Origin of the sequence: Citrobacter sp. KTE30 (assembly GCF_000398825.1) — a bacterium.
Lineage (GTDB): Bacteria > Pseudomonadota > Gammaproteobacteria > Enterobacterales > Enterobacteriaceae > Citrobacter > Citrobacter freundii.
In genome coordinates, this window is the sequence record NZ_KB976055.1 from 2,041,698 (window position 1) to 2,062,276 (window position 20,579).

Genomic DNA, 20,579 nt, shown 5'->3' on the forward strand with positions numbered 1-20,579 from the left:
TACAACAGGCGACAACAGGTTAACTGTAGGGTTATTACGGGTTCACAAACGTCGATTTAACGCGCTGCGATCGCTTGAAGTAGGGCACCAACAGTGCTGCGGCCAGTAATGGGAACAGCAGTTGGCGCACGGCAAAAGCGTCTGGGACAGGTGAAAACGCAAACGCTTTAATCGCCAGCAACATGGAGATCAGCAGCCACAGAATGTAATGCTTGGGCACACAGGCTCTGCGTTTGAAAAACGCAATTGTCAGCCACAGTGTGTAATACCACATGGCGATCGCGGTAACAAAGGAGACGCCCCATAACAGCAAATTTGCTGTACTTTGCTCACCCAGCGTTTTGAAGGTTTGCGGTGTTGCCAGCGCAGTGACATAAAGTAATAACGCCAGCGAAGCGCTCAACAACGCGACTAACAGCCAGGCCAGTGGCCCAAGTAGCCAGCCTCCGATACGTTGTGCCGGTGTGGTAGTCATCTCTTCTCCAGTTTTACGCGCGCAATCAATCATGCCATTCATTTTGGGGCGATTATTATAAAGCTTTTAACGTTGAGCGCTACTTTCTTCTCTATTGCACGTAATGCCAGACTGATTTAGGTACCTGACCAACATCAAACAGACGGCCTCCGGATATAAGCTCCGCACGGCGATGGTCTGCGGCACGGTACATATTGATCATGTCGCTATCGTCGGTGAGCGTGTAGTTTAAATGGTCGAAAAGTTTTTCCAGACTTTCGAGTGAACTGATTTTGCGGAATTTTAATAAGTAATCCTGAACAGTCATAAATGCAGATCCATATTAATAAAATAATACCAACGGAGTAGAAAATATAAAAATAAACAACGTGCACAGGTAAAAGCGGATTTACGTGCAAATGTAAGAAGAGTGTTCATACCTGTGAAAAAGCAGGCGCTATGCGCGTCTTCGGCAAGGGTAACGCGCTTAGCGATCGCTGGCAATATGCAGCGGAGCGGGATGCGGCATAATTCGCTTTTTTTGACAGAAAGCGATCTTTTACCGACAAACCCTGCAACTACCAATGTTAATTGCCGGGCAATAAAAGGTTGCGGATGCTTATTTCTTCTGCACTGCCGCAACGGGCTCTGGTGGCTGGTAATTGTCAATATGATTGGCAACACCCAGCAGGATCACGGAGACGGCGAGAACAATCCAACCTGTTAATTCAATAAGACGATTCATTACTGATGACATTTGCTTTGATTTATCCATAAACACAGGCTGCAAATGTTACTAATCTCTCATTAATACAGCAAGATGGTTGGGAACGATTTCTCCCTCTTTTTCGCTGCAAGTTAAGCATAAGTGGCATATGTTTGACTTAAGTTAAAAACAACCTTTGTAGCGCGAAGGTTATTAAACTATTGAGACGTTGCAAGGTATGGTGTGAAATAGGTCAGTCCTGAATTGAGAGGCAATAACATGAGTGACAACATCCGCGTTGGGCTAATTGGCTATGGTTATGCCAGTAAAACCTTCCATGCCCCCCTGATTGTGGGCACGCCGGGCCTGGAACTGGCTGCAGTTTCCAGTAGTGATGAAGCAAAAGTGAAGGCAGACTGGCCTACGGTGGCGGTTGTTGCTGAGCCTAAGCATCTTTTTAACGATCCAAATATCGACCTGATTGTGATCCCCACGCCTAATGACACACACTTTCCATTAGCGAAAGCTGCGCTGGAAGCGGGCAAACATGTGGTTGTTGATAAGCCTTTTACTGTGACACTGTCACAAGCTCGTGAGCTGGATACGCTGGCGCGCAGCCTCGGGCGCGTGCTGTCTGTGTTCCATAACCGTCGCTGGGACAGTGATTTTCTGACGCTGAAAGCTCTGCTGGCGGATGGTGTTTTGGGAGAGGTGGCGTATTTCGAATCCCATTTCGATCGTTTCCGCCCGCAGGTTCGTGACCGTTGGCGTGAACAGGGCGGTCCGGGAAGCGGTATCTGGTACGATTTAGCACCGCATCTTTTGGATCAGGCGATTAATCAGTTTGGTTTGCCCGTCAGCCTGACGGTAGACCTGGCCCAGTTGCGTCCGGGCGCGCAGGCGACGGATTACTTCCATGCCATCCTGACGTATCCGCAGCGTCGTGTGATCCTGCATGGCACCATGCTCGCTGCCGCAGAATCGGCCCGTTATATTGTGCACGGATCGCGTGGCAGCTATGTGAAGTATGGTCTTGACCCGCAGGAAGAGCGTCTTAAAAATGGCGAGCGACTACCACAGGAAGACTGGGGTTATGATATGCGCGATGGCGTTTTGACGCGAGTAGAAGGCGAAGAGCAGGTTGAAGAAACCTGGCTTACTGTACCAGGCAACTATCCGGCGTACTATGCTGGCATTCGTGATGCGTTAAACGGTAACGGTGAAAACCCGGTACCGGCGAGACAGGCTATCCAAATTATGGAGCTGATTGAGCTGGGTATCGAATCTGCGAAACATCGTTCGACGCTGTGCCTTGCTTGATTGGACTAATGCCGGATGGAGATGCTCAGGCATTTTATCCGGCCTACAATGAAAACCAACGTAGGCCGGATAAGCGTTAGCGCCATTCAGCACTTTACCCGTTACGCTGCGCCGACTTTCTCGCGCAAGGCTCGTTTTTCTTCGTTACTCAGGAATGCCATTTCCAGACCGTTGATTTGCGCCTGGCGGATCTGTTCGCGCGTTAGGCCTGCAGCTGGTGCGGCAATGGTGTACTCGTGAATAATATCCACACCCTGAACAGCCGGGTCGTCCGTATTCAAACTGGCAATAACGCCATGCTCAAGGAACGTTTTCAGCGGATGGTTCGCTAGTGAGGCAACGGTGCTGGTCTGAATGTTTGATGTCAGGCAGGATTCGATGCCGATACGATGCTCGGCGAGGTAATCCATCAACGCACGATCTTCAACGGCTTTAACGCCGTGACCAATACGCTCAGCGCCCAGCTCTTTAATGGCCTGCCAGATGCTTTCTGGTCCCGCGGCTTCGCCCGCATGCACGGTAATATGCCAGCCGGCGTCGCGTGCCTGGTTGAAATGGGACAGGAACAGACTGCCAGGGAATCCCAGTTCGTCACCGGCTAGATCCAGTGCCGTAATATGATCTCGGTGGGCTAACAGCGCATCCAGTTCCTGCAGACAGGCGGCTTCGCCAAAAGTACGGCTCATAATGCCAATTAAGCGTGCTTCGACGCCAAAGGTCTTGCAGCCCTCGCGCACGCCTGCGATGACGGCTTCAACCACACCTGCCACCGGGAGCTGATGCGCCATCGCCATATAGCCTGGTGAAAAACGTAATTCTACATAGTGCAGACCGTTACGTGCTGCATCCTCAATATTTTCAAATGCCACGCGGCGACAGGCATCCAGCGAGGCCAGTACCTTCACGCCCCAGTCGAGCTTGGATAAAAAACTCACTAAATCTGGCTCAGTGGATGTCACTTGCACATGAGGGATCAACGTTTCCAACGTTTGTGCCGGGAGCGTTAAATTGAACTGACGACCCAGATCCAGAATCGTTTGGGCACGGATGTTACCATCAAGGTGGCGATGGACGTCGGTCAAGGGGAGGGAAGTATCAATCATGGTCGCACTCGTGTATTTAGGTAAAGTGCGTCGTATTATAAGAAAAAATCGGGATAAAAATCTATGTTGCGCAATGAATAATTTCATTGCGCAAACTTTATTAGCGTACAGAACGTATGCCGTTAATCAACCCCTGAACGCCTTTTTCAAGTTTGGATCGTGGACATCCGGCATTCAGGCGCACAAAACCGCGTCCTTCTTCGCCGTATGTGTATCCGGGCATGATGGCGACTTTCTGCTGGTGGATGAGCGCTTCCTGCAATGCGTGGTCATCAATGTTGAGCGGACGCAGGTCAATCCATGCCAGATAGGTGGATTGCGGAACCCGCCAGTTCAGTTCGGGGAATGCGGCATTAAGCTCGCGGGCGACGTAATGCAGATTGCTGGTAAGGTAATCCCGCAGCGCATCAAGCCAGCTTGCGCCCTGATGATAGGCGGCAATATGTGCGCTCAGCGCGAGTACTGCTGGTGAGGAAAGACCATCGCGACCTTTTAATGCGCAGAGATAATCGTTACGGCTTTGAGCGTCTTCAATAATTCCGTAAGCCCCGGTCAGTGCCGGAATATTAAAACTTTTTGAACCGGAAGTGAGCAGCGCCCAGCTGTCGCGCGCGACATTACTCCAGGGGATATGTGGGTGATCCCCCCATACCATATCCATATGGATCTCATCGGAAATAACTTTTACACCATGGCGCTGACACAGTTCTGCCATGGTTTCCAGCTCATCACGCGTCCACACTTTGCCCGTCGGATTTTGTGGGCTACAGAGCAGAAGAATTTTGCTCTCTGGACGAGACAGGGCATTCTCCAGCGCGGCCATGTCGCAGTACCAACCGTCAGTGCGTTTTTCCAGTTCGACAGCGCGCACCACGCGCTGATTACCTTCAATTGCTTTGTAAAACGCGTCGTACGCCGGCGTATGAATCACCACCGCATCACCCGCAGAAGACCACTGGCGGATCAGCTCCGATACCATATAGATGACCGAGGGGCCATAAACCAGCGACTGAGGATCGATTTGGGTATTATGACGCGATAGAAACCAGTGACTAATCGCCGCAAGAAATTCATCATTTTTCCAGCGACTGTAACCCAACACGCCATGTGACAGGCGCTGAGTCAGCGCCTCCAGAATACAGGGTGCGGTGGCAAAATCCATATCGGAGATGGTGAACGGCAGCAGGTCGGCTGAACCAAAACGGTCGGCAACGTAATCCCACTGAGTGCACCAGGTACCATGCCTGTCCACAACCTTTGAAAAATCAAACATATCATTGTCCTTAAGCTTGTACGGTGTTCATCAGAACTGCGATCTCGTCTTTCACTGACTGGACCTGTGGGCCAATAACGACCTGAAGATTATGCTGATTGAGTTGCACTACGCCAATGGCGCGATTGTCCTTCAGTGCCTGTACATTCACAAGAGACATATCCTTCACTGACAAACGCAGACGGGTAATGCAGTTATCCAGGCTGACGATGTTTTCCGCACCGCCAAGCGCCGCCAGAATGGCAGGGACGTTGTAACCGGATTTACCCGGCGCTCCAGCCATTACTTTTTCGATATTGCTGGCAATTTCGACGTCCCGACCTGGTGTCTTCAAATTGAAGCGTGTGATGGCGAAACGGAAGATGACGTAGTACACCGCGAACCAGATCGCCGCCACAACAGGGACCAGATACCACTTGGTAGAGAGTCCATGCAGGATGCCGAACACCACGAAGTCAATCAGGTTACCGTCGGTGTTACCGATGGTGACGCCAAGCACTGCCATCACAGTGAAGCCAAGACCGGTCAGCAGGGCGTGGATCACATACAGAACTGGGGCAACGAACAGGAATAAGAACTCAAGGGGCTCGGTGGTACCGCCGATCACACAGGCAATAAGACCGGAAATTAATAACCCTTTAATTTTATGACGATTTTCAGGGCGAGCACAGTGGTACATAGCGAGCGCTGCCCCCGGTAAACCACCAAGGAACGCAGGCATTTTGCCCTGCGACAGGAAGCGGGTTGCGCTTTCAGAGAAACCTTGTGTTGTCGGGCAGCTCAGTTGGGCCTGGAAAATAGTCAGTGCGCCGCTCACGCTGTGACCGCAGACTTCTTGCGTGCCGCCAGCCTCGGTGAAGCGAATGAGCGCCACCAGAATATGATGCAGACCAAACGGCAGCAGCAGACGTTCGCCGGTACCAAACAGCATTGGGCCAAATTCTCCCGCGCTGTTGATGATGTGGCCGAGCCCGGTAATGCCCATAGCGAAAACCGGCCAGATCAGGGGAATTACCAGCCCGACCAGCCCCATCACCACCGAGGAGATGATAGGCACAAAGCGGGTGCCGCCGAAGAAAGCCAGCGCATCCGGCAGACGAATGTTGTGGAAACGTTCATGCAGCATCCAGACGATGATCCCGGCAATAACAGCACCGAGGATCCCAGTATCGATCGACTGGATCCCCAGGATATTCTGCACGTTGTTGGCCTTCAGGATCGCGGCATCCGTGGTAGGTAAGATACCTTTCGCGGTTAACCAGAAGTTGACGGCAAGGTTCATGACCGCATAACCAACAAAACCGGCAAATGCCGCTACGCCTTTGTTCTCGCGAGCAAGGCCGAGAGGTATGGCAATACAGAACATCACCGGTAAGAAACTAAACGCAAATGAGCCTACTTTGCTCATCCAGGTAAAGATGGCCTGCAGTACCGGATTACCTAATGCCGGGATCAGCGTTAAGACATCATGGCTGCTTAACGAGCTGCCGATCCCCAACATGATCCCGCAAAATGAGAGTAGCGCTACGGGGAGCATGAAGGTTTTGCCCAACTGCTGGAAAAATTCCCATAACGTTATTTTTGGTGTAGTTCTCGTCGTCATCAAACGACTCCTCGTAAAAGCTAGCTGACTAATGATGGCGAGAAGATAAAACGTTTTACCTAATTTTAGTGCGGTATAAATCACATTATCGAACGATAATAGGGCGTATAAATATAAGTGATTGATAAAACGTTTTATCCGTCACGTTATCAGGGAGTTTTCCGTTTTTATGGCTATAGCCAAAAAAATAACCATCCATGATGTTGCGCTGGCCGCGGGCGTTTCGGTCAGTACTGTCTCATTGGTGCTTAGTGGAAAAGGTCGTATTTCATCCGCGACAGGCGAACGCGTGAATGCCGCTATTGAGCAACTCGGGTTTGTGCGTAATCGCCAGGCATCGGCGCTGCGTGGCGGGCAGAGCGGGGTAATTGGTTTGATTGTGCGCGATCTTTCTACGCCGTTTTACGCCGAGTTGACGGCGGGACTGACGGAAGCATTAGAAACGCAGGGGCGCATGGTCTTTTTATTACATGGTGGCAAAGATGGCGAACAGCTCGCGCAGCGTTTCGCTATGTTGCTAAATCAAGGGGTTGATGGTGTGGTGATCGCCGGGGCTGCCGGCAGTAGCGACGACCTACAACAACTGGCCGCCGATAAGGGGATACCGGTGGTGTTTGCTTCTCGGGCAAGCTACCTGGATGATGTCGACACCGTCAGACCTGACAACATGCAGGCTTCGCAATTGCTGGTTGAACATCTTATCCGCCACGGGCATCAGCGAATAGCGTGGTTGGGGGGGCAGAGTTCCTCATTGACTCGCGCAGAGCGTGTCGGCGGCTATTGTACGACGTTGCTAAAGTATGGTTTACCGTTTCATAGCGACTGGGTGCTGGAGTGTTCATCCAGCCAGAAGCAGGCCGCAGAGGAGGTAACCGCGCTGTTACGTCGTAACCCAACGATCAGCGCAGTGGTGTGCTACAACGAAACCATTGCCGTTGGCGCCTGGTTTGGCCTGATGAGAGCGGGGCGTCAGAGTGGTGAAATTGGCGTAGATCGCTATTTCGAACAGCAGATCTCCTTAGCGGGATTTGCCGATGTAGCGGAAAATGCACTGGACGATATCCCCATTATTTGGGCCTGCACGCCTGCGCGTGAAATGGGATATACCCTTGCTGAGCGCATGCTGCAGCGCATTGGGCACGATGATGGTCATTCGCGTAACCTGACGCTTTCCGCTCGTCTGGTGGTGGCCAAATAAAAAAGGCCCGATAAACACACGGTTATCGGGCCTTTTGTCACGCGTATTTACTGTTGCGGGATAGCCGGGGCATCCGGTTCGCCGAGAGAAGGCATACCGAACATGCCAACAAACTCATCCAGCGGCATTTTTTGTCCGTTTAACGTAACCTGTCCGTTTGCGTATTGCAGGCTGGAGCCGATGACGTTGTCCTGCATCGTTGTAATACGGAACATCTGACCCATTGCCGCCAGGCCATTCACCTGTTGCTTCGCAAGATCGGCCGCTTGCTCCTGCTGATAGCCTTCAATTTTGGCGATCTGCGTCATGAACTCAGTCGCCATATCGACCGGAATCGTCAGCTTGGCATCCAGTGATTTGACCGAACGATCCACTTCCTGAGCCAGTGTTTGTGGTTCCTCAGTATTTGCTGTCGGATCTTTTAGCAGCAGTGACAGATTAAATGCGGTTTCACCTTTCGCATTTTTCCAGCTCAGCGGGGCAATGGTGATAACCGGCTCGCCTTTCATCAGTATCGGCAGCGCATTGAAGAAAGCTTCGGTGACTTTTTGCTGATAAAACTCAGGATTTTGTACCACATCGATCTGCGCCATCAGCGCCTTGGTTTGGGCGCTATACTGCTGACTGAACTGATGCAGGGCTTCACCGTCAATCTGGGCAACTTTCAGCGTCAGCTTACCGCTACCCATATCCTGGCCCTGTAATTTAAGGCTGTTCAGCGTGTAATCCAACTGACTGTTGACAGTTTTACCGTCGTTAACCAGATCGGATTTGCCATCGATACCCATGCCCTCCAGAACCGCCAACTCTTTACCCTCGACCGAGATCGACAGTTTTTCGAGTGACAATTTCTGGTCGCCGATGCGCTCACCAAAGCTGGCAATACTGCTGGAACCCTCAGTCTTCAGATTATTGAAAGTCATTTGTACTTTCTGGTCATACTCGTTGACAGCATTGACCACGCCGCTTTGCGCATTGCCTGTCAGCGAGACAGCGTTACCTTCTTTGTCTGCTGTAAACTGGAATTCCCCGCCGCTGAAGGCTACTTTTTCGTCGCCTTTCTCGTAGTTCAGTGGTTTAAGGGAAAGATCGGAACGGGTATCGCCGCTGTAGCTGATACGGGAGTTAATGACAAATGGCGACTCACCCTTGGCAATATCAAACAGCGGTTTGGTAACGTCGTTATTCACCAGCGTCGTTTTCACGGAGGCCATAGCCGGAACCAGATTCAGTGACTTCAGTTGGGCCAGTGGGAAGGGACCGTGATCCACCGTTTCATCCAGGACAATACTTTGCCCCGGTTTCAGCCAGGAATCTGCCTGCCCGGCTATTGGTTTCACCACCAATTGCAGTTGGCTATTGAACACCCCGCGCTGGTAGTTTTGATAACTCAGTTCAATACCCGCCTCAGGGGAGAAACGTTTTAACTGATCGTTTGCCTGCGTCACCATCTCGGCGAGATGCGTTTCGAGTTTCTTTCCTGTGTACCAGGCGCCGCCCGTCCAGACGATACCCAGCGCAACCACCACACCCGCAGCTACCAGCGATTTTTTCATTTTGATATCCATAAAATAAAACCAGGCGTTTGAAGACGCCTGGAGGAGTGACATGTCTTTAACTTACTACAGCTTAGCAAGAGTTGTTAAAAATATCAGTATCTTGCTAAAGCTTGTTATAAACCCGGGCTAAACGACCTGCGCCACTGATGTTAACCGGAGATTCATTCGCGCCAATAAAGGCCGATTCACCCGGTCGCAGAACCAGACGTTGCTCGCCTTTGCTCAGTACAGCTTCACCTTCTATGCAGAACAAAATGGCCGCACTTTGCTGGCTGATATCTGCGCCACTGGTTGTAAGCTCATGCAGGGAGAACGCAAAATCGTCAACCGGGATCGGGAAATCCAGTTCGCCATCAGACTTAACCGGCGTGGTCAGTAACTGGTTTGCTGGCTTGGCGACAAACTGCACGTTGGCGACCAGTTCCGGGATATCAATATATTTTGGCGTCAGTCCGGCACGCAGCACGTTGTCCGAGTTAGCCATCACCTCAAGCGCCACACCTTGCAGGTAAGCGTGCGGGGTTTCGGCAAATAAGAACATAGCTTCGCCTGGATTGAGTTTCACCACATTGAGCAGCAGCGGGGAGAAGAGCCCACTGTCGTTCGAGTAGACGTCGGCGATCAGACGGATGGTTTGCCAGGGTTCACCCTGCTGGCTGTTCAGCGCTGATTTCAGGATCGCCAACGCATGGGATTTCTCCTCAGCCTGCATATTCAGCAAGCTGGCGAAAAGATAGCTCAGACGTTCTGCACTCGGCTCTTCCAGGAAATGCGCAATAGCCGGATGTGCGGCGGAGACGGGTTGTAACAATGCAACAATGTCAGAGAACTCGCGGAATGCGTTCATCGCCAGGAAAGGCGTCAAAGCAAAAACCAGTTCCGGTTTGTGGTTAGGATCTTTGTAGTTGCGCTCAGCCGCATCCATCGGGATCCCTGCGGCGTTTTCTTTGGCAAATCCAATTTCAGAGTTGTGCTTGTTAGGATGAACCTGAATCGAAAGCGGTTGTGCAGCGCAGAGCACTTTAAACAGGAAGGGCAGCTCACCAAAACGCTGCGCAACGGCATCGCCCAGCAGTGCGGATTTATCGTGCTCGATAACGTCGCGCAGAGCAACCGTCTGGCCGTCAGCGCCCAGAACCTGCGAACTGCTTTTCGGATGCGCACCCATCCACAACTCAGCCATCGGTTGCTGAGTGGGGTTGGCAATGCCATAGAGTTCCGTTAACGCCGTTTTACTTCCCCAGGCGTAGTTTTGCACTGAGTTGATGAGTTTTTGCATTATCAAGCCCTGTTTCAATGTGGAATTTTCTACGGCTATTAAACCAAGAAACCCTGAGGGAAGTAACCTGCACATGTAAAAAGTCGTACTTGTCTCAGTTTTTGTTAAAAAAATGTGTAGGATATGGAGACTCGCTTTTAATACCCTGAGAGATTCCGGTTGCAGACAGCCCTTCCTTCTACAACCGGATCTGCGGCAGGGAAGCAGGGCAACGGAACATCTGCCCAGAGAATAACCAGACCGAGCAGTAAGTGAGAGCACAATGTCAAACAAACCCTTTCATTATCAGCATCCTTTCCCCCTCAAAAAGGATGATACCGAATACTATCTGCTGACCAGCGACTATGTCTCTGTTGCCGAATTTGAAGGGCAGGAGATTGTTAAAGTCGCGCCACAAGCTTTAACCCTGCTGGCTCGTCAGGCCTTTCATGATGCGTCGTTTATGCTGCGTCCCGCACATCAACAGCAGGTAGCCGATATTCTGCGTGACCCGGAGGCCAGCGAAAACGACAAGTATGTGGCCCTGCAATTTCTGCGTAACTCTGACATCGCGGCAAAAGGCATTTTGCCGACCTGTCAGGACACCGGAACCGCGATTATCGTGGGTAAAAAAGGTCAGCGTGTCTGGACCGGTGGTGGCGATGAGGAGGCGCTGGCTCGAGGCGTCTATAACACCTACATCGAAGACAACCTGCGCTATTCACAAAACGCAGCGCTGGATATGTATAAAGAGGTGAACACCGGCACCAACCTGCCAGCACAGATTGATTTGTATACCGTCGACGGCGATGAATACAAATTCCTGTGTATTGCCAAAGGTGGCGGTTCGGCGAACAAAACCTATCTGTACCAGGAAACCAAAGCGCTGCTCACGCCGGGCAAATTAAAAAATTACCTGGTTGAAAAGATGCGTACGCTGGGTACTGCGGCTTGTCCGCCGTATCACATTGCGTTTGTGATCGGCGGAACGTCAGCGGAAGCTACGCTGAAAACGGTGAAACTGGCTTCGGCTAAATACTACGATGAGCTGCCGACCGAAGGTAACGAACATGGGCAGGCATTCCGTGATGTGGAGCTGGAAAAAGAGCTGCTGATTGAAGCGCAGAATTTGGGGCTGGGTGCGCAGTTTGGCGGGAAGTACTTCGCGCATGATATCCGCGTGATCCGCCTGCCGCGTCACGGCGCGTCGTGCCCGGTTGGTATGGGCGTCTCTTGCTCAGCCGATCGAAATATCAAAGCCAAAATCAACCGTGAAGGTATCTGGATCGAAAAACTGGAACATAATCCAGGTAAGTACATTCCAGAAGAGTTGCGTCAGGCGGGAGAGGGCGAAGCGGTGCGCGTTGATCTCAATCGTCCGATGAAAGAGATCCTGGCCCAGCTGTCGCAGTATCCGGTCTCTACGCGTCTGTCGCTCAACGGTACAATTATTGTTGGCCGTGATATTGCGCATGCGAAACTGAAAGAACGTCTGGATAACGGTGAAAGTTTGCCGCAGTATGTTAAAGATCACCCGATCTATTACGCCGGTCCGGCAAAAACGCCGGAAGGCTACGCCTCTGGTTCGCTTGGCCCAACCACGGCCGGACGTATGGACTCGTATGTTGACCAGCTTCAGGCCGCTGGTGGGAGCATGATTATGCTGGCGAAAGGCAACCGTAGCCAGCAGGTGACCGATGCTTGCCATAAACATGGCGGCTTCTATTTAGGCAGTATTGGCGGCCCTGCCGCGGTGCTGGCCCAGGGCAGTATCAAGAGTCTGGAGTGCGTGGAATACCCGGAACTCGGGATGGAAGCCATCTGGAAAATTGAAGTGGAAGATTTCCCGGCGTTTATCCTGGTGGATGACAAAGGCAATGATTTCTTCCAGCAAATTCAGACGTCGCAGTGCGCACGCTGCGTTAAGTAACGTCAACCGCCCTTCGGGGCGGTTTTTTTTACCGCACGAACCACCAAACGACAGTTTTATCCTCGTTAATACTCATAAGACCAACGCAAGTGGGCAATGTCGAAACATAACCTAATCAATTGTTAATGTAAGGAGCAGGTAATGGTAACGGTACGCCGCGAGAATGATTCAATGGGGGCGATTGATGTTCCTGCCGATAAGCTTTGGGGCGCGCAAACCCAACGTTCACTGGAACATTTTCGTATCTCTACGGAGAAAATGCCGGTCTCGTTGATCCATGCGCTGGCGCTGACGAAACGCGCCGCAGCAAAGGTTAATCAGGATCTTGGGCTGCTGGCGGAGGATAAAGCCAGGGCTATTATGCAGGCTGCAGATGAGGTGTTGGCAGATAAACACCGCGATGAGTTCCCGCTGGCCATCTGGCAAACTGGGTCCGGCACGCAAAGCAATATGAACATGAACGAGGTGTTGGCAAACCGAGCCAGCGAGTTGCTGGGCGGCGTGCGGGGGATGGAGCGAAAAGTACACCCCAACGATGATGTCAATAAAAGCCAAAGCTCGAACGATGTCTTCCCGACTGCAATGCACGTTGCCGCACTGCTGGCGCTGCGTAAATCACTGATCCCTCAATTAAATGTGTTGACCAAAACGCTCAGTGATAAGTCCCACGCTTTCGCCGATATCGTTAAAATTGGTCGTACACATCTGCAAGATGCAACTCCACTTACGCTTGGCCAGGAGATTTCCGGCTGGGTAGCAATGCTAGAACATAACCTCAGACACATTGAAAACAGCTTACCGCACGTGGCGGAGCTGGCGTTGGGGGGAACCGCGGTAGGTACCGGACTGAACACTCATCCCGAATACGCCCGCCGGGTTGCGGATGAACTGCGGGTCATCACCTGTGCGCCGTTCGTTACCGCACCGAATAAATTTGAAGCGCTGGCCACCTGCGATGCCCTGGTTCATGCTCACGGCGCGCTAAAAGGACTGGCAGCGTCGCTGATGAAAATCGCCAACGATGTACGCTGGCTGGCATCCGGTCCACGGTGTGGTATTGGGGAAATTTCAATTCCGGAAAACGAACCGGGCAGCTCGATCATGCCAGGCAAGGTCAATCCAACCCAGTGTGAAGCGCTGACTATGCTTTGCTGCCAGGTGATGGGCAACGATGTTGCCATCAACATGGGCGGGGCGTCAGGTAACTTTGAGCTCAACGTCTATCGACCGATGGTCATCCACAACTTCCTGCAGTCGGTACGCCTGCTGGCGGACGGTATGGAAAGCTTTAACGAACACTGCGCAACGGGGATTGAGCCTAATCGTGAACGAATCGATCAACTGCTCAACGAGTCGCTAATGCTGGTGACCGCGCTCAATACCCATATCGGTTACGATAAAGCGGCTGAAATTGCCAAAAAAGCCCATAAAGAAGGGCTGACCTTAAAAGCCTCCGCTCTGGCGCTGGGATATCTAACCGAAGCGGAGTTCGACAGCTGGGTACGCCCGGAGCTGATGGTTGGCAGCATGCGGCCAGGCAGTTAATCCGCAACGTACAGGTGCAGCCGGGGAATAATCAATCTCAACGGCTGCGCCTGAGGTTTAAAACGATGCTGAACGTTTTCGGCATCATAATTCAGTAGCTCACCGATATCCGGTACGGTCATACCGTTGTCGTTATTAAGCAAAGCAATCAGTGGCGTCGGGCAGGCATATTGCACCTGTTTTTGCTCTCCTTTGTACCAGACGCGGGCAATAGGCTGCACTTTTATCGGCCTTTTGATCTTCAGGCGGGCCTGCTGCGGTAAGGCGGCGATATCCTGATATTCGCGTTCAAGCTTCGCCTGCCATTCTTCACGTGTCCAGGGATGTACGCTGCGCGGTGACGTCAGGCTTTTTTCCAGTTGCTGCAGTACTTCATCGCGTTTCAGGTTTTTAATGATGTGCTTATTAGCCCAGCCAAATCGTAGGGTGGCAGGATCGCGGACTACGGTTAGCGTGCGATAGGCATTCAGAGTAATCAGCCCTGGCAGATGACGATGCACCCATTCGAAACGTGCTGCCGGTGCCAGCCCTGATTCCACTGTAACAATGCGCTCGAAGGTGGTTTTCAACTGGTTTATACGCTGGATTTGTTCTTCCAGAGTACATTGCGCCGCGTTATCAACCTGATAGCACAATACACCCGGTAGGCGGACGGCCGCTTTGCTGCTGCGGTTTTCGGACTGCTGCTGAATAAACAGGCGACGGTAATGGAGCAGTGCCAGCGCTTCAGCCTCTTTGCCTAAATGCTGCTTAACATTAATGCTCTGCAGAGGGGCATGCTCTGCCTCTTTAGCCACTTCCGGTAACGAGAATACGCGCGCAATCAGCAGCGTCTGCTGCAACAGGTGTTCGTTCAAAAGTGCCAGTTCTTGTTCCATCTGGCGAAAGGTGCCGTTCAGGCGGTCAACAAGATCGTAACGGGCCATAGGTTTACCATTTTAGTTACAACATACTTTTTTATAGCACAACCTCCGCCGCCTGACCACCGAGCAGAATAGGTCAGGCAGCTGAGATTTCGGGAATGTTATGCCAGACGGGCCAACGGAAAGTAAACCGGGCGCCGCCAAGTTCACTTTCATCACAGACGACCGTCCCCCCCATAGCCAAAGCAATTGAGTGGACGATGGCTAACCCAAGCCCACAACCCCCGGTTGCCCGGTCACGGCTGGGGTCAAGGCGTACAAACGGTTCAAAAACCTGTTCGCGAGCGTCTGGTGCAATACCGGGACCGTCGTCTTCCACTACCAGCGTGGCTTGATTGCCGTTCAGCAGCAGACTGGCTTGCACTGTAGACTGGCAATAGCGCAGGGCATTGTTCAGCAAATTATCCAGGACCCGCTCCATCAGGCGCATATCCAACGCGCCGTAGTCGCCAGTTTCGAGATGACGTAAGTGCACCGTACGGCCAGGATTCACGCTTTGCACATCCTCCAGATGGGTTGTCAACCAAACAGGCAGGTCAGGTACACTGAGCTTCAGTTCATTTTGCGGGCGATCCAGGCGGGCGTAGGTCAGTAACTCTTCGATCAACGCTTCCAGTTGGCCGATATCACGATTAAGCGCCTGAGATTCCTGCCCGGTGAGGTTATCACTCATTTCCAGCCGGTAACGTAAACGTACCAGCGGAGTACGAAGCTCATGGGCAATACCATCGATGAGCTGTTTTTTACTGGCGATCAGCGCATTGATATTGTCGGCCATTTGGTTAAACGCTACGCCCAGGCGCTCAAAGCTGGAACCGTTGTCAAAATGAAGGCGTTCACTCAGATGTCCTTCACCAAAACGTTGTGCGGCGGATTCGAGTCTTAGCATTTCTTGCCAGTGTGGACGCATCCAGATCAGTACCGGGAAGGCCAGTGAGATAGCAATAAATGCCATCAGCGCGATGTCCAGCAGGCGCATTTGATGAAGAAAATAGAGGTAAGGAACCGGGCCGACTGCCAGCACATAATGGCTGCGAGGAATGCGTTGAATAAAGGTGTATTGATCGTCAAGAGCCACAATATCGCCTTCGCGCAAACGCTGCATGGTTGGGGCATCCAGTGTGTACTTATTCAGCGGTTCAACACGCAGGTCAAATGAGAGGTTTAAGTCCATTTCCTTCAGCGTCTTACCCCAATCGCGTGGCGGGATTTCGCGTAGTTCACTGCGCATCAGGTACAACGAGCTTTTCATCAAATCGTCGAGCGACTGTCTGCCTGCGCGTTCTGCGGTGAATTTGTATACCAGGCCGACCAACAGGGTCATCACCAAAAAGCAGACAAACAGCAGGAGGTAAAACTGCACAAACAGTTTCTTCATAAAAATCACCGAACGCTCAATAAGTTAGCGAGTTCTCGTGTCCCTCAGGGGAAAAGGGGCACAGCAATATCCGCCGATGCGTGGGAGCAGAAAGGTTATCTGATCACCATCTGGCGTGTTTATCCTGGCAGAGTACACTGTATAACTCTTTTCTGCATTCTTATGGCCCCTACGGGGGCGAAATGACCTTTCGCTTGATAACGCATTGCTTTGTACGCGGCAAGTTAATCAAAATCGGGATGGGGTTGTTCTGGCGTATGTTACGACCGCACCTAAAAGGTTACTTCGTTTCTCAACATAGATTGTGTTGTTATATTCGTAGTTACCTTCGGGATAGCAAATTCTGATGTTAGTCCCGAGATCCGGATCGTCAACATCAGCCCCCGAACAGCTTTTAGAACTTCCTGTAGAGTAGGTGTATGGAGCGGTATAGGACGAGGGGACACCTGGAATGAACCAGGTTATCGCCATAATTGTGATCACTGAAAACAGCACCATGGCAATGCTGATGCTACCAAATAATTTCAGATAAGTTTGGAAGGGACTTTTTTTCATTATCCCATTACCTACCAGAAATAGGGTGATTAAAAATGACACTGCCAGAGAAATAAGCATGAGGTATTTTGATGTGAGCGGATAGAGAAAAGTTGCTCTGTATATCGTTACCTTCCACCAGTAAAAAAGAAAAATTGCGCCGAGAGATAATACGGTGACAAAAAACAAATATGGATATGAGTATTTTCTCATCCCTGCGACTCCAGAACAATTTCTCCATTTGGATTTAATAAATTACCATTTGTTCTGAATAATGAAAATGATTCTCTTGTTTGAATTGTTAGGTACGCCGCAGACCAGAGAATTTCCGCTATTTCTGGGGATATAGGCATAAAAATAAAAGGGGTATTCTCACCCATGGCAGGGATGACTGACCTTGCGTATAATGGGTGACGAAACTTCCTGAAAAGTGCTGTGACTGAAAATATGAATCTCAATCGCTGTTGTTATTCGCTACTCATTTTTGCAGCGATCGGCTGCATTTTCACCGCTCACCCTCTTGTTATATGGTTTCTACTCGCCAACATACTGACGTTGCTGTTATACGGCGTGGACAAAATGGCGGCACGCAAGGACTGGCGTAGAGTGCCGGAATCCACATTGCTGGTGTTTGGCGTTGTGGGCGGATGGGGTGGCGCGATAGCGGGTCAACAAATCTTTCGCCATAAAACACAAAAGCAGCCTTTCAAAACCTACTTCATTATCAGCGTGATAGTGAGTATTTCTGTGATGGGCGTGGTTTATCAGTTCTATCCATTTTTACCTTCCTGAGTCTGGTTGGTGAATAAACTGCCGGTTTATCTGAGGCAGGAAATATACTTTTCACCTGAACGCCGCACAATTTCATCGGCATTTTGCGTAATATCTTTTCCTGCAAATGCGCCGTAAAGTTGCTTAAATTTCACTTTACTCAGTCTCTGGGTAATGTTGCTGACCGTTGCAGCTGGCAACGGTAGCATATTAGGGTAGCTCCACATAAAAGAGACGGCATGCGCACCTGGCGTAACCTGGACGATGTCGCCGGAAAGCACCACGCCTTCGTCACGCGCCCAGTGCAGGACGCAGCCGCCAGCAAAGTGTCCGCCGAGACGTATCACCGTGACGTCACGGGTTAACTCAATGGTGTCGCCATCCCAGAATCTAATCCACGGGCTGTCGCGCATTACCCACCTTCTGTCGCTGGCATGAAGGTAAATCGGTGCGTTAAATTCTGCAGCCCAGTCCTGCATGGTGGTGTAGTAATGAGGATGCGATATCGCGATAGCCTTAAGCCCGCCAAGGGACGTTATTAGCGTTTTTGTGGCATCGTCGAGCGAGGCAATGCAGTCCCATAAAATATTGCCTTCAGAGGTACGCAGAATAAACGCGCGCTGATCAATTGCAAAATCAGGAACGGTGCGGATGCTGAGGAGAGTACTGTCGTGTTGCTTCCACTTATTTGTATGCGATGCACACAGGGCGGTAAAATCGACCCATTCCTGTCCGCTCGCAGGGACATACTGGCGTTCATCCTGGCAGATATCGCACTGTTCCGGATGGGCACCAGTTACCTCATAGGATGTTCCACAGGTTTTGCATAACGTGATCATCGTGTCCTCCTTATTTACCGAACACAGTCAGCATGGCACACAGATACACAAGGATGTGCCTGTTAGTGCTCAACCCGTTAAGTCAGTGATGACGGCTGTGGGAGGTTGTAGCTCAACCAAAAGAAAACAGGAATAATGCCGACACGGATCCTTTTGGTTACCATCTTCCAGAGAAAAATGAGGATATTGTTTGGAAAATCGCCTGTTCAACACCTGGCTCAACCGTTGGGGACTCACTCCAGATGGTGAACCGGTTGAAACACACACATCACAGCTTTTGCCTGTAGTGGTCATCAGGGACGGTCAGAAAGCCATACTTAAAATCACCGACGATGACAGTGAACGGATCGGCTGTGAACTCATGGTCTGGTGGAACGGAAATGGCGCAGCGAAAGTACTTGCTCATGCAGCAGGGGCGATTCTGCTGGAACGTGCGACAGGGACAGGGTCTTTAGCGGACATGTCCTGGACTGGTAACGATGCGCAGGCTTGTCGCATTATTTGCCATGCTGCCAGTAGACTCCATTTCTCCCGGAATGCGTCTACGCCAGCGTTAACACCTCTGCACCATTGGTTTAGCGACCTGGCTCCCGCCGCGAAAAAGCATGGTGGTATCCTGACGCGTTGTGCAGCGGTGGCAAATGTACTGCTATCTTCACCCCAAGATGAAGTCGTATTACACGGCGACCTACACCACGGCAATATTCTTGATTTCGGAACGAGAGGATGGCTGGCTATCGATCCCAAAGGGCTGCTAGGCGAGCGTGGCTTTGATTACGCCAATATTTTTACTAACCCTGATCTTGCCGAACCCACCAGACCTGTTGCCATTGAGCCGGAAACATTCACACAACGAGTCAACATTGTGTCTGAAATCGCAAGAATTGAACGGCAACGTTTGCTGATGTGGATTGTTGCCTGGTGTGGGTTGTCGTCCGTCTGGTTTCTGCAAGAGGGGGACAGCGCAACGGTACCTCTGCGTATCGCGGAGCTAGCGATGGCGGAACTTGCTTCAGGTGATAATCAACTTTGATCTACGACACTGGGTTAGTAATTCTTAAGAGTTATCATTAGCCTGATCAACGTTATATTAATTAATCAGTGAGTGGTGGTGTGTTGTTTAGCTCAAATTTAATTGGTGGGAAACAATGAACGCATTGTTTTCATTATTTAAAAAACGCCCGAATATTCTTTTGTTGATGGTCTTACTCATTGGGGCAAACATCGTGGCGTGGCTGTGGGCTTTCACCGCGTTTAGCAACAACACGTCATTGCTTGCACTGAGTCTGATTGCGTGGTGCTACGGTTTGCGCCATGCTGTCGATGCCGATCATATCGCCGCGATAGACAGCGCTACACGTAAACTCATGCAGCAGAAAAAACGCGCCCTGACGACGGGAGCCTGGTTTTCATTGGGACACTCCACCATTGTGGTACTGGCAAGCATAGGCATTGCACTGACCACCAGCGTGTTTAAGCAACATATGGCATGGTTTCAGAATGTCGGCGGTCTGATAGGAACTTCGGTTTCTGCCGCGTTTTTGCTGATTCTGGCTACCATTAATCTCATTATTTTCTGCCAGGTCTGGAAGGCATTCCGCCATCTTAAACGCACCGGTACTTACGATGGCACCACGGAAGACATTACAGTTTCAGGTCCTCTGAACTGGCTTTTCCGCTCAGCGTTTCGGTTGGTAGGCAAAGACTGGCATATGTATTTTGTCGGTTTTCTTTTTGGTCTGGGTTTTGATACCGCCACTGAAATTTCTTTGCTGGGAATTTCTGCTTCAAGCGCGTCCAGTGGCATGTCTGTTTGGTCAATTCTCGTGTTCCCGGCGCTGTTTACCTGCGGTATGGCGTTAATTGATTGTCTCGACAGTATTCTGATGGTTGAGGCCTACGGATGGGCGTTCAATAAGCCGCAACGCAAGCTCTATTACAATATGACCATTACCGGGACTTCCGTGATTGTGGCGCTATTTATTGGCGGACTGGAGGCGCTGGGGCTTCTCTCTGACGCGTTTTCGCTTCAGGGTGGTTTGTGGGATACCGTTAGCAATTTAAGTGACCATATGGGGAATGTCGGTTTTGTGATTATTGGCGTCTTTATCAGCTGCTGGATTATCTCTGCCGTAAATTACCGTTGGAAAAAATACGACGGGCTGACGTTTAGTTGACACAAAAG

At 51.0% G+C, this 20,579-nt stretch carries 19 protein-coding genes; 7 read left to right on the top strand and 12 right to left on the bottom strand.

Going from position 1 to position 20,579, the window contains the following annotated elements; translation table 11 throughout:
- Window positions 1-34: 34 nt before the first annotated feature.
- The 3 genes from WC1_RS13285 to blr all read right to left on the bottom strand — a co-directional run bounded on the left by WC1_RS13285 (window position 35) and on the right by blr (window position 1,199).
- A complete protein-coding gene (locus tag WC1_RS13285; protein ID WP_016150197.1) occupies window positions 35-475 on the bottom strand; it encodes a DUF2569 domain-containing protein in 441 nt (146 codons plus the stop codon).
- Window positions 476-566: 91 nt separating this feature from the next.
- Window positions 567-782, bottom strand: a complete 216-nt coding sequence (gene ydgT / locus WC1_RS13280; protein ID WP_003029138.1) for a transcription modulator YdgT — start codon at window positions 780-782, stop codon at window positions 567-569.
- A 291-nt stretch (window positions 783-1,073) separates the two neighbouring features.
- The gene (blr, locus tag WC1_RS0122765; protein WP_003029134.1) at window positions 1,074-1,199 is read right to left on the bottom strand and encodes a division septum protein Blr; all 126 of its coding nucleotides are present in this window, start codon (window positions 1,197-1,199) and stop codon (window positions 1,074-1,076) included.
- A gap of 240 nt (window positions 1,200-1,439) precedes the next feature.
- Between blr and WC1_RS13275 the strand changes: the two genes are divergently transcribed.
- Window positions 1,440-2,480: an oxidoreductase gene (locus WC1_RS13275; protein WP_016150198.1), complete on the top strand. Its 1,041-nt coding sequence runs from the start codon at window positions 1,440-1,442 to the stop codon at window positions 2,478-2,480.
- 101 nt (window positions 2,481-2,581) lie between these two features.
- Here WC1_RS13275 and add read toward each other — a convergent pair whose 3' ends face one another.
- The 3 genes from add to malX form a co-directional block, all read right to left on the bottom strand.
- The gene (gene add, locus WC1_RS13270; protein WP_003843551.1) at window positions 2,582-3,583 is read right to left on the bottom strand and encodes an adenosine deaminase; all 1,002 of its coding nucleotides are present in this window, start codon (window positions 3,581-3,583) and stop codon (window positions 2,582-2,584) included.
- A 100-nt stretch (window positions 3,584-3,683) separates the two neighbouring features.
- On the bottom strand, window positions 3,684-4,856 hold the full coding sequence (locus WC1_RS13265) for a MalY/PatB family protein (RefSeq protein WP_016150199.1): 1,173 nt from the start codon (window positions 4,854-4,856) through the stop codon (window positions 3,684-3,686).
- A gap of 10 nt (window positions 4,857-4,866) precedes the next feature.
- Entirely contained in the window at window positions 4,867-6,459 is a 1,593-nt protein-coding gene (malX, locus tag WC1_RS13260) for a maltose/glucose-specific PTS transporter subunit IIBC (RefSeq protein ID WP_003843555.1), read from the bottom strand.
- Between the two features lie 169 nt (window positions 6,460-6,628).
- Here malX and WC1_RS13255 point away from each other — a divergent pair, with 169 nt between their 5' ends.
- On the top strand, window positions 6,629-7,657 hold the full coding sequence (locus WC1_RS13255) for a Mal regulon transcriptional regulator MalI (protein ID WP_003843556.1): 1,029 nt from the start codon (window positions 6,629-6,631) through the stop codon (window positions 7,655-7,657).
- 47 nt (window positions 7,658-7,704) lie between these two features.
- Here the strand turns inward: WC1_RS13255 and WC1_RS13250 are convergent, their stop codons facing one another.
- Both WC1_RS13250 and manA read right to left on the bottom strand, forming a co-directional pair.
- Entirely contained in the window at window positions 7,705-9,213 is a 1,509-nt protein-coding gene (locus WC1_RS13250; protein ID WP_016150200.1) for a YdgA family protein, read from the bottom strand.
- A gap of 106 nt (window positions 9,214-9,319) precedes the next feature.
- Window positions 9,320-10,495 (bottom strand): mannose-6-phosphate isomerase, encoded by a 1,176-nt coding sequence (manA, locus tag WC1_RS13245; RefSeq protein ID WP_016150201.1) that lies wholly within the window; start codon window positions 10,493-10,495, stop codon window positions 9,320-9,322.
- A 262-nt stretch (window positions 10,496-10,757) separates the two neighbouring features.
- On the opposite strand from manA, the gene fumB reads away from it, so the two are divergent.
- Window positions 10,758-12,404 (top strand): class I fumarate hydratase, encoded by a 1,647-nt coding sequence (gene fumB, locus WC1_RS13240; RefSeq protein ID WP_003028969.1) that lies wholly within the window; start codon window positions 10,758-10,760, stop codon window positions 12,402-12,404.
- Between the two features lie 141 nt (window positions 12,405-12,545).
- On the top strand, window positions 12,546-13,949 hold the full coding sequence (gene fumC, locus WC1_RS13235) for a class II fumarate hydratase (RefSeq protein ID WP_003028966.1): 1,404 nt from the start codon (window positions 12,546-12,548) through the stop codon (window positions 13,947-13,949).
- Here fumC and tus read toward each other — a convergent pair.
- From tus to WC1_RS13220, 3 genes are all read right to left on the bottom strand, one after another.
- Complete coding sequence (tus, locus tag WC1_RS13230; RefSeq protein WP_016150202.1) at window positions 13,946-14,875, bottom strand: DNA replication terminus site-binding protein; 930 nt, start codon at window positions 14,873-14,875, stop codon at window positions 13,946-13,948. The two genes, fumC and tus, sit on opposite strands and share 4 nt — an antisense overlap.
- A 73-nt stretch (window positions 14,876-14,948) precedes the next feature.
- Entirely contained in the window at window positions 14,949-16,250 is a 1,302-nt protein-coding gene (gene rstB / locus WC1_RS13225) for a two-component system sensor histidine kinase RstB (RefSeq protein WP_003028962.1), read from the bottom strand.
- Window positions 16,251-16,478: 228 nt separating this feature from the next.
- The gene (locus WC1_RS13220) at window positions 16,479-16,997 is read right to left on the bottom strand and encodes a membrane protein (RefSeq protein WP_003028960.1); all 519 of its coding nucleotides are present in this window, start codon (window positions 16,995-16,997) and stop codon (window positions 16,479-16,481) included.
- 234 nt (window positions 16,998-17,231) lie between these two features.
- On the opposite strand from WC1_RS13220, the gene WC1_RS13215 reads away from it, so the two are divergent.
- Window positions 17,232-17,576: a DUF1294 domain-containing protein gene (locus WC1_RS13215; RefSeq protein WP_003028959.1), complete on the top strand. Its 345-nt coding sequence runs from the start codon at window positions 17,232-17,234 to the stop codon at window positions 17,574-17,576.
- 26 nt (window positions 17,577-17,602) lie between these two features.
- Here WC1_RS13215 and WC1_RS13210 read toward each other — a convergent pair whose 3' ends face one another.
- The gene (locus WC1_RS13210) at window positions 17,603-18,394 is read right to left on the bottom strand and encodes an MBL fold metallo-hydrolase (RefSeq protein ID WP_016150203.1); all 792 of its coding nucleotides are present in this window, start codon (window positions 18,392-18,394) and stop codon (window positions 17,603-17,605) included.
- A gap of 190 nt (window positions 18,395-18,584) precedes the next feature.
- On the opposite strand from WC1_RS13210, the gene WC1_RS13205 reads away from it, so the two are divergent.
- Both WC1_RS13205 and WC1_RS13200 read left to right on the top strand, forming a co-directional pair.
- The gene (locus WC1_RS13205) at window positions 18,585-19,427 is read left to right on the top strand and encodes an aminoglycoside phosphotransferase family protein (protein WP_016150204.1); all 843 of its coding nucleotides are present in this window, start codon (window positions 18,585-18,587) and stop codon (window positions 19,425-19,427) included.
- Between the two features lie 115 nt (window positions 19,428-19,542).
- A complete protein-coding gene (locus WC1_RS13200; RefSeq protein ID WP_016150205.1) occupies window positions 19,543-20,571 on the top strand; it encodes a HoxN/HupN/NixA family nickel/cobalt transporter in 1,029 nt (342 codons plus the stop codon).
- The last annotated feature ends 8 nt before the right edge of the window (window positions 20,572-20,579 follow it).

What these genes read in the sequence shown, in the direction of transcription:
- WC1_RS13285 (WP_016150197.1), bottom strand. Translation starts at nt 475, where the DNA reads ATGACTACCACACCGGCACAACGTATCGGAGGCTGGCTACTTGGGCCA.
- ydgT (WP_003029138.1), bottom strand. Translation starts at nt 782, where the DNA reads ATGACTGTTCAGGATTACTTATTAAAATTCCGCAAAATCAGTTCACTC.
- blr (WP_003029134.1), bottom strand. Translation starts at nt 1,199, where the DNA reads ATGAATCGTCTTATTGAATTAACAGGTTGGATTGTTCTCGCCGTCTCC.
- WC1_RS13275 (WP_016150198.1), top strand. Translation starts at nt 1,440, where the DNA reads ATGAGTGACAACATCCGCGTTGGGCTAATTGGCTATGGTTATGCCAGT.
- add (WP_003843551.1), bottom strand. Translation starts at nt 3,583, where the DNA reads ATGATTGATACTTCCCTCCCCTTGACCGACGTCCATCGCCACCTTGAT.
- WC1_RS13265 (WP_016150199.1), bottom strand. Translation starts at nt 4,856, where the DNA reads ATGTTTGATTTTTCAAAGGTTGTGGACAGGCATGGTACCTGGTGCACT.
- malX (WP_003843555.1), bottom strand. Translation starts at nt 6,459, where the DNA reads ATGACGACGAGAACTACACCAAAAATAACGTTATGGGAATTTTTCCAG.
- WC1_RS13255 (WP_003843556.1), top strand. Translation starts at nt 6,629, where the DNA reads ATGGCTATAGCCAAAAAAATAACCATCCATGATGTTGCGCTGGCCGCG.
- WC1_RS13250 (WP_016150200.1), bottom strand. Translation starts at nt 9,213, where the DNA reads ATGAAAAAATCGCTGGTAGCTGCGGGTGTGGTGGTTGCGCTGGGTATC.
- manA (WP_016150201.1), bottom strand. Translation starts at nt 10,495, where the DNA reads ATGCAAAAACTCATCAACTCAGTGCAAAACTACGCCTGGGGAAGTAAA.
- fumB (WP_003028969.1), top strand. Translation starts at nt 10,758, where the DNA reads ATGTCAAACAAACCCTTTCATTATCAGCATCCTTTCCCCCTCAAAAAG.
- fumC (WP_003028966.1), top strand. Translation starts at nt 12,546, where the DNA reads ATGGTAACGGTACGCCGCGAGAATGATTCAATGGGGGCGATTGATGTT.
- tus (WP_016150202.1), bottom strand. Translation starts at nt 14,875, where the DNA reads ATGGCCCGTTACGATCTTGTTGACCGCCTGAACGGCACCTTTCGCCAG.
- rstB (WP_003028962.1), bottom strand. Translation starts at nt 16,250, where the DNA reads ATGAAGAAACTGTTTGTGCAGTTTTACCTCCTGCTGTTTGTCTGCTTT.
- WC1_RS13220 (WP_003028960.1), bottom strand. Translation starts at nt 16,997, where the DNA reads ATGAGAAAATACTCATATCCATATTTGTTTTTTGTCACCGTATTATCT.
- WC1_RS13215 (WP_003028959.1), top strand. Translation starts at nt 17,232, where the DNA reads ATGAATCTCAATCGCTGTTGTTATTCGCTACTCATTTTTGCAGCGATC.
- WC1_RS13210 (WP_016150203.1), bottom strand. Translation starts at nt 18,394, where the DNA reads ATGATCACGTTATGCAAAACCTGTGGAACATCCTATGAGGTAACTGGT.
- WC1_RS13200 (WP_016150205.1), top strand. Translation starts at nt 19,543, where the DNA reads ATGAACGCATTGTTTTCATTATTTAAAAAACGCCCGAATATTCTTTTG.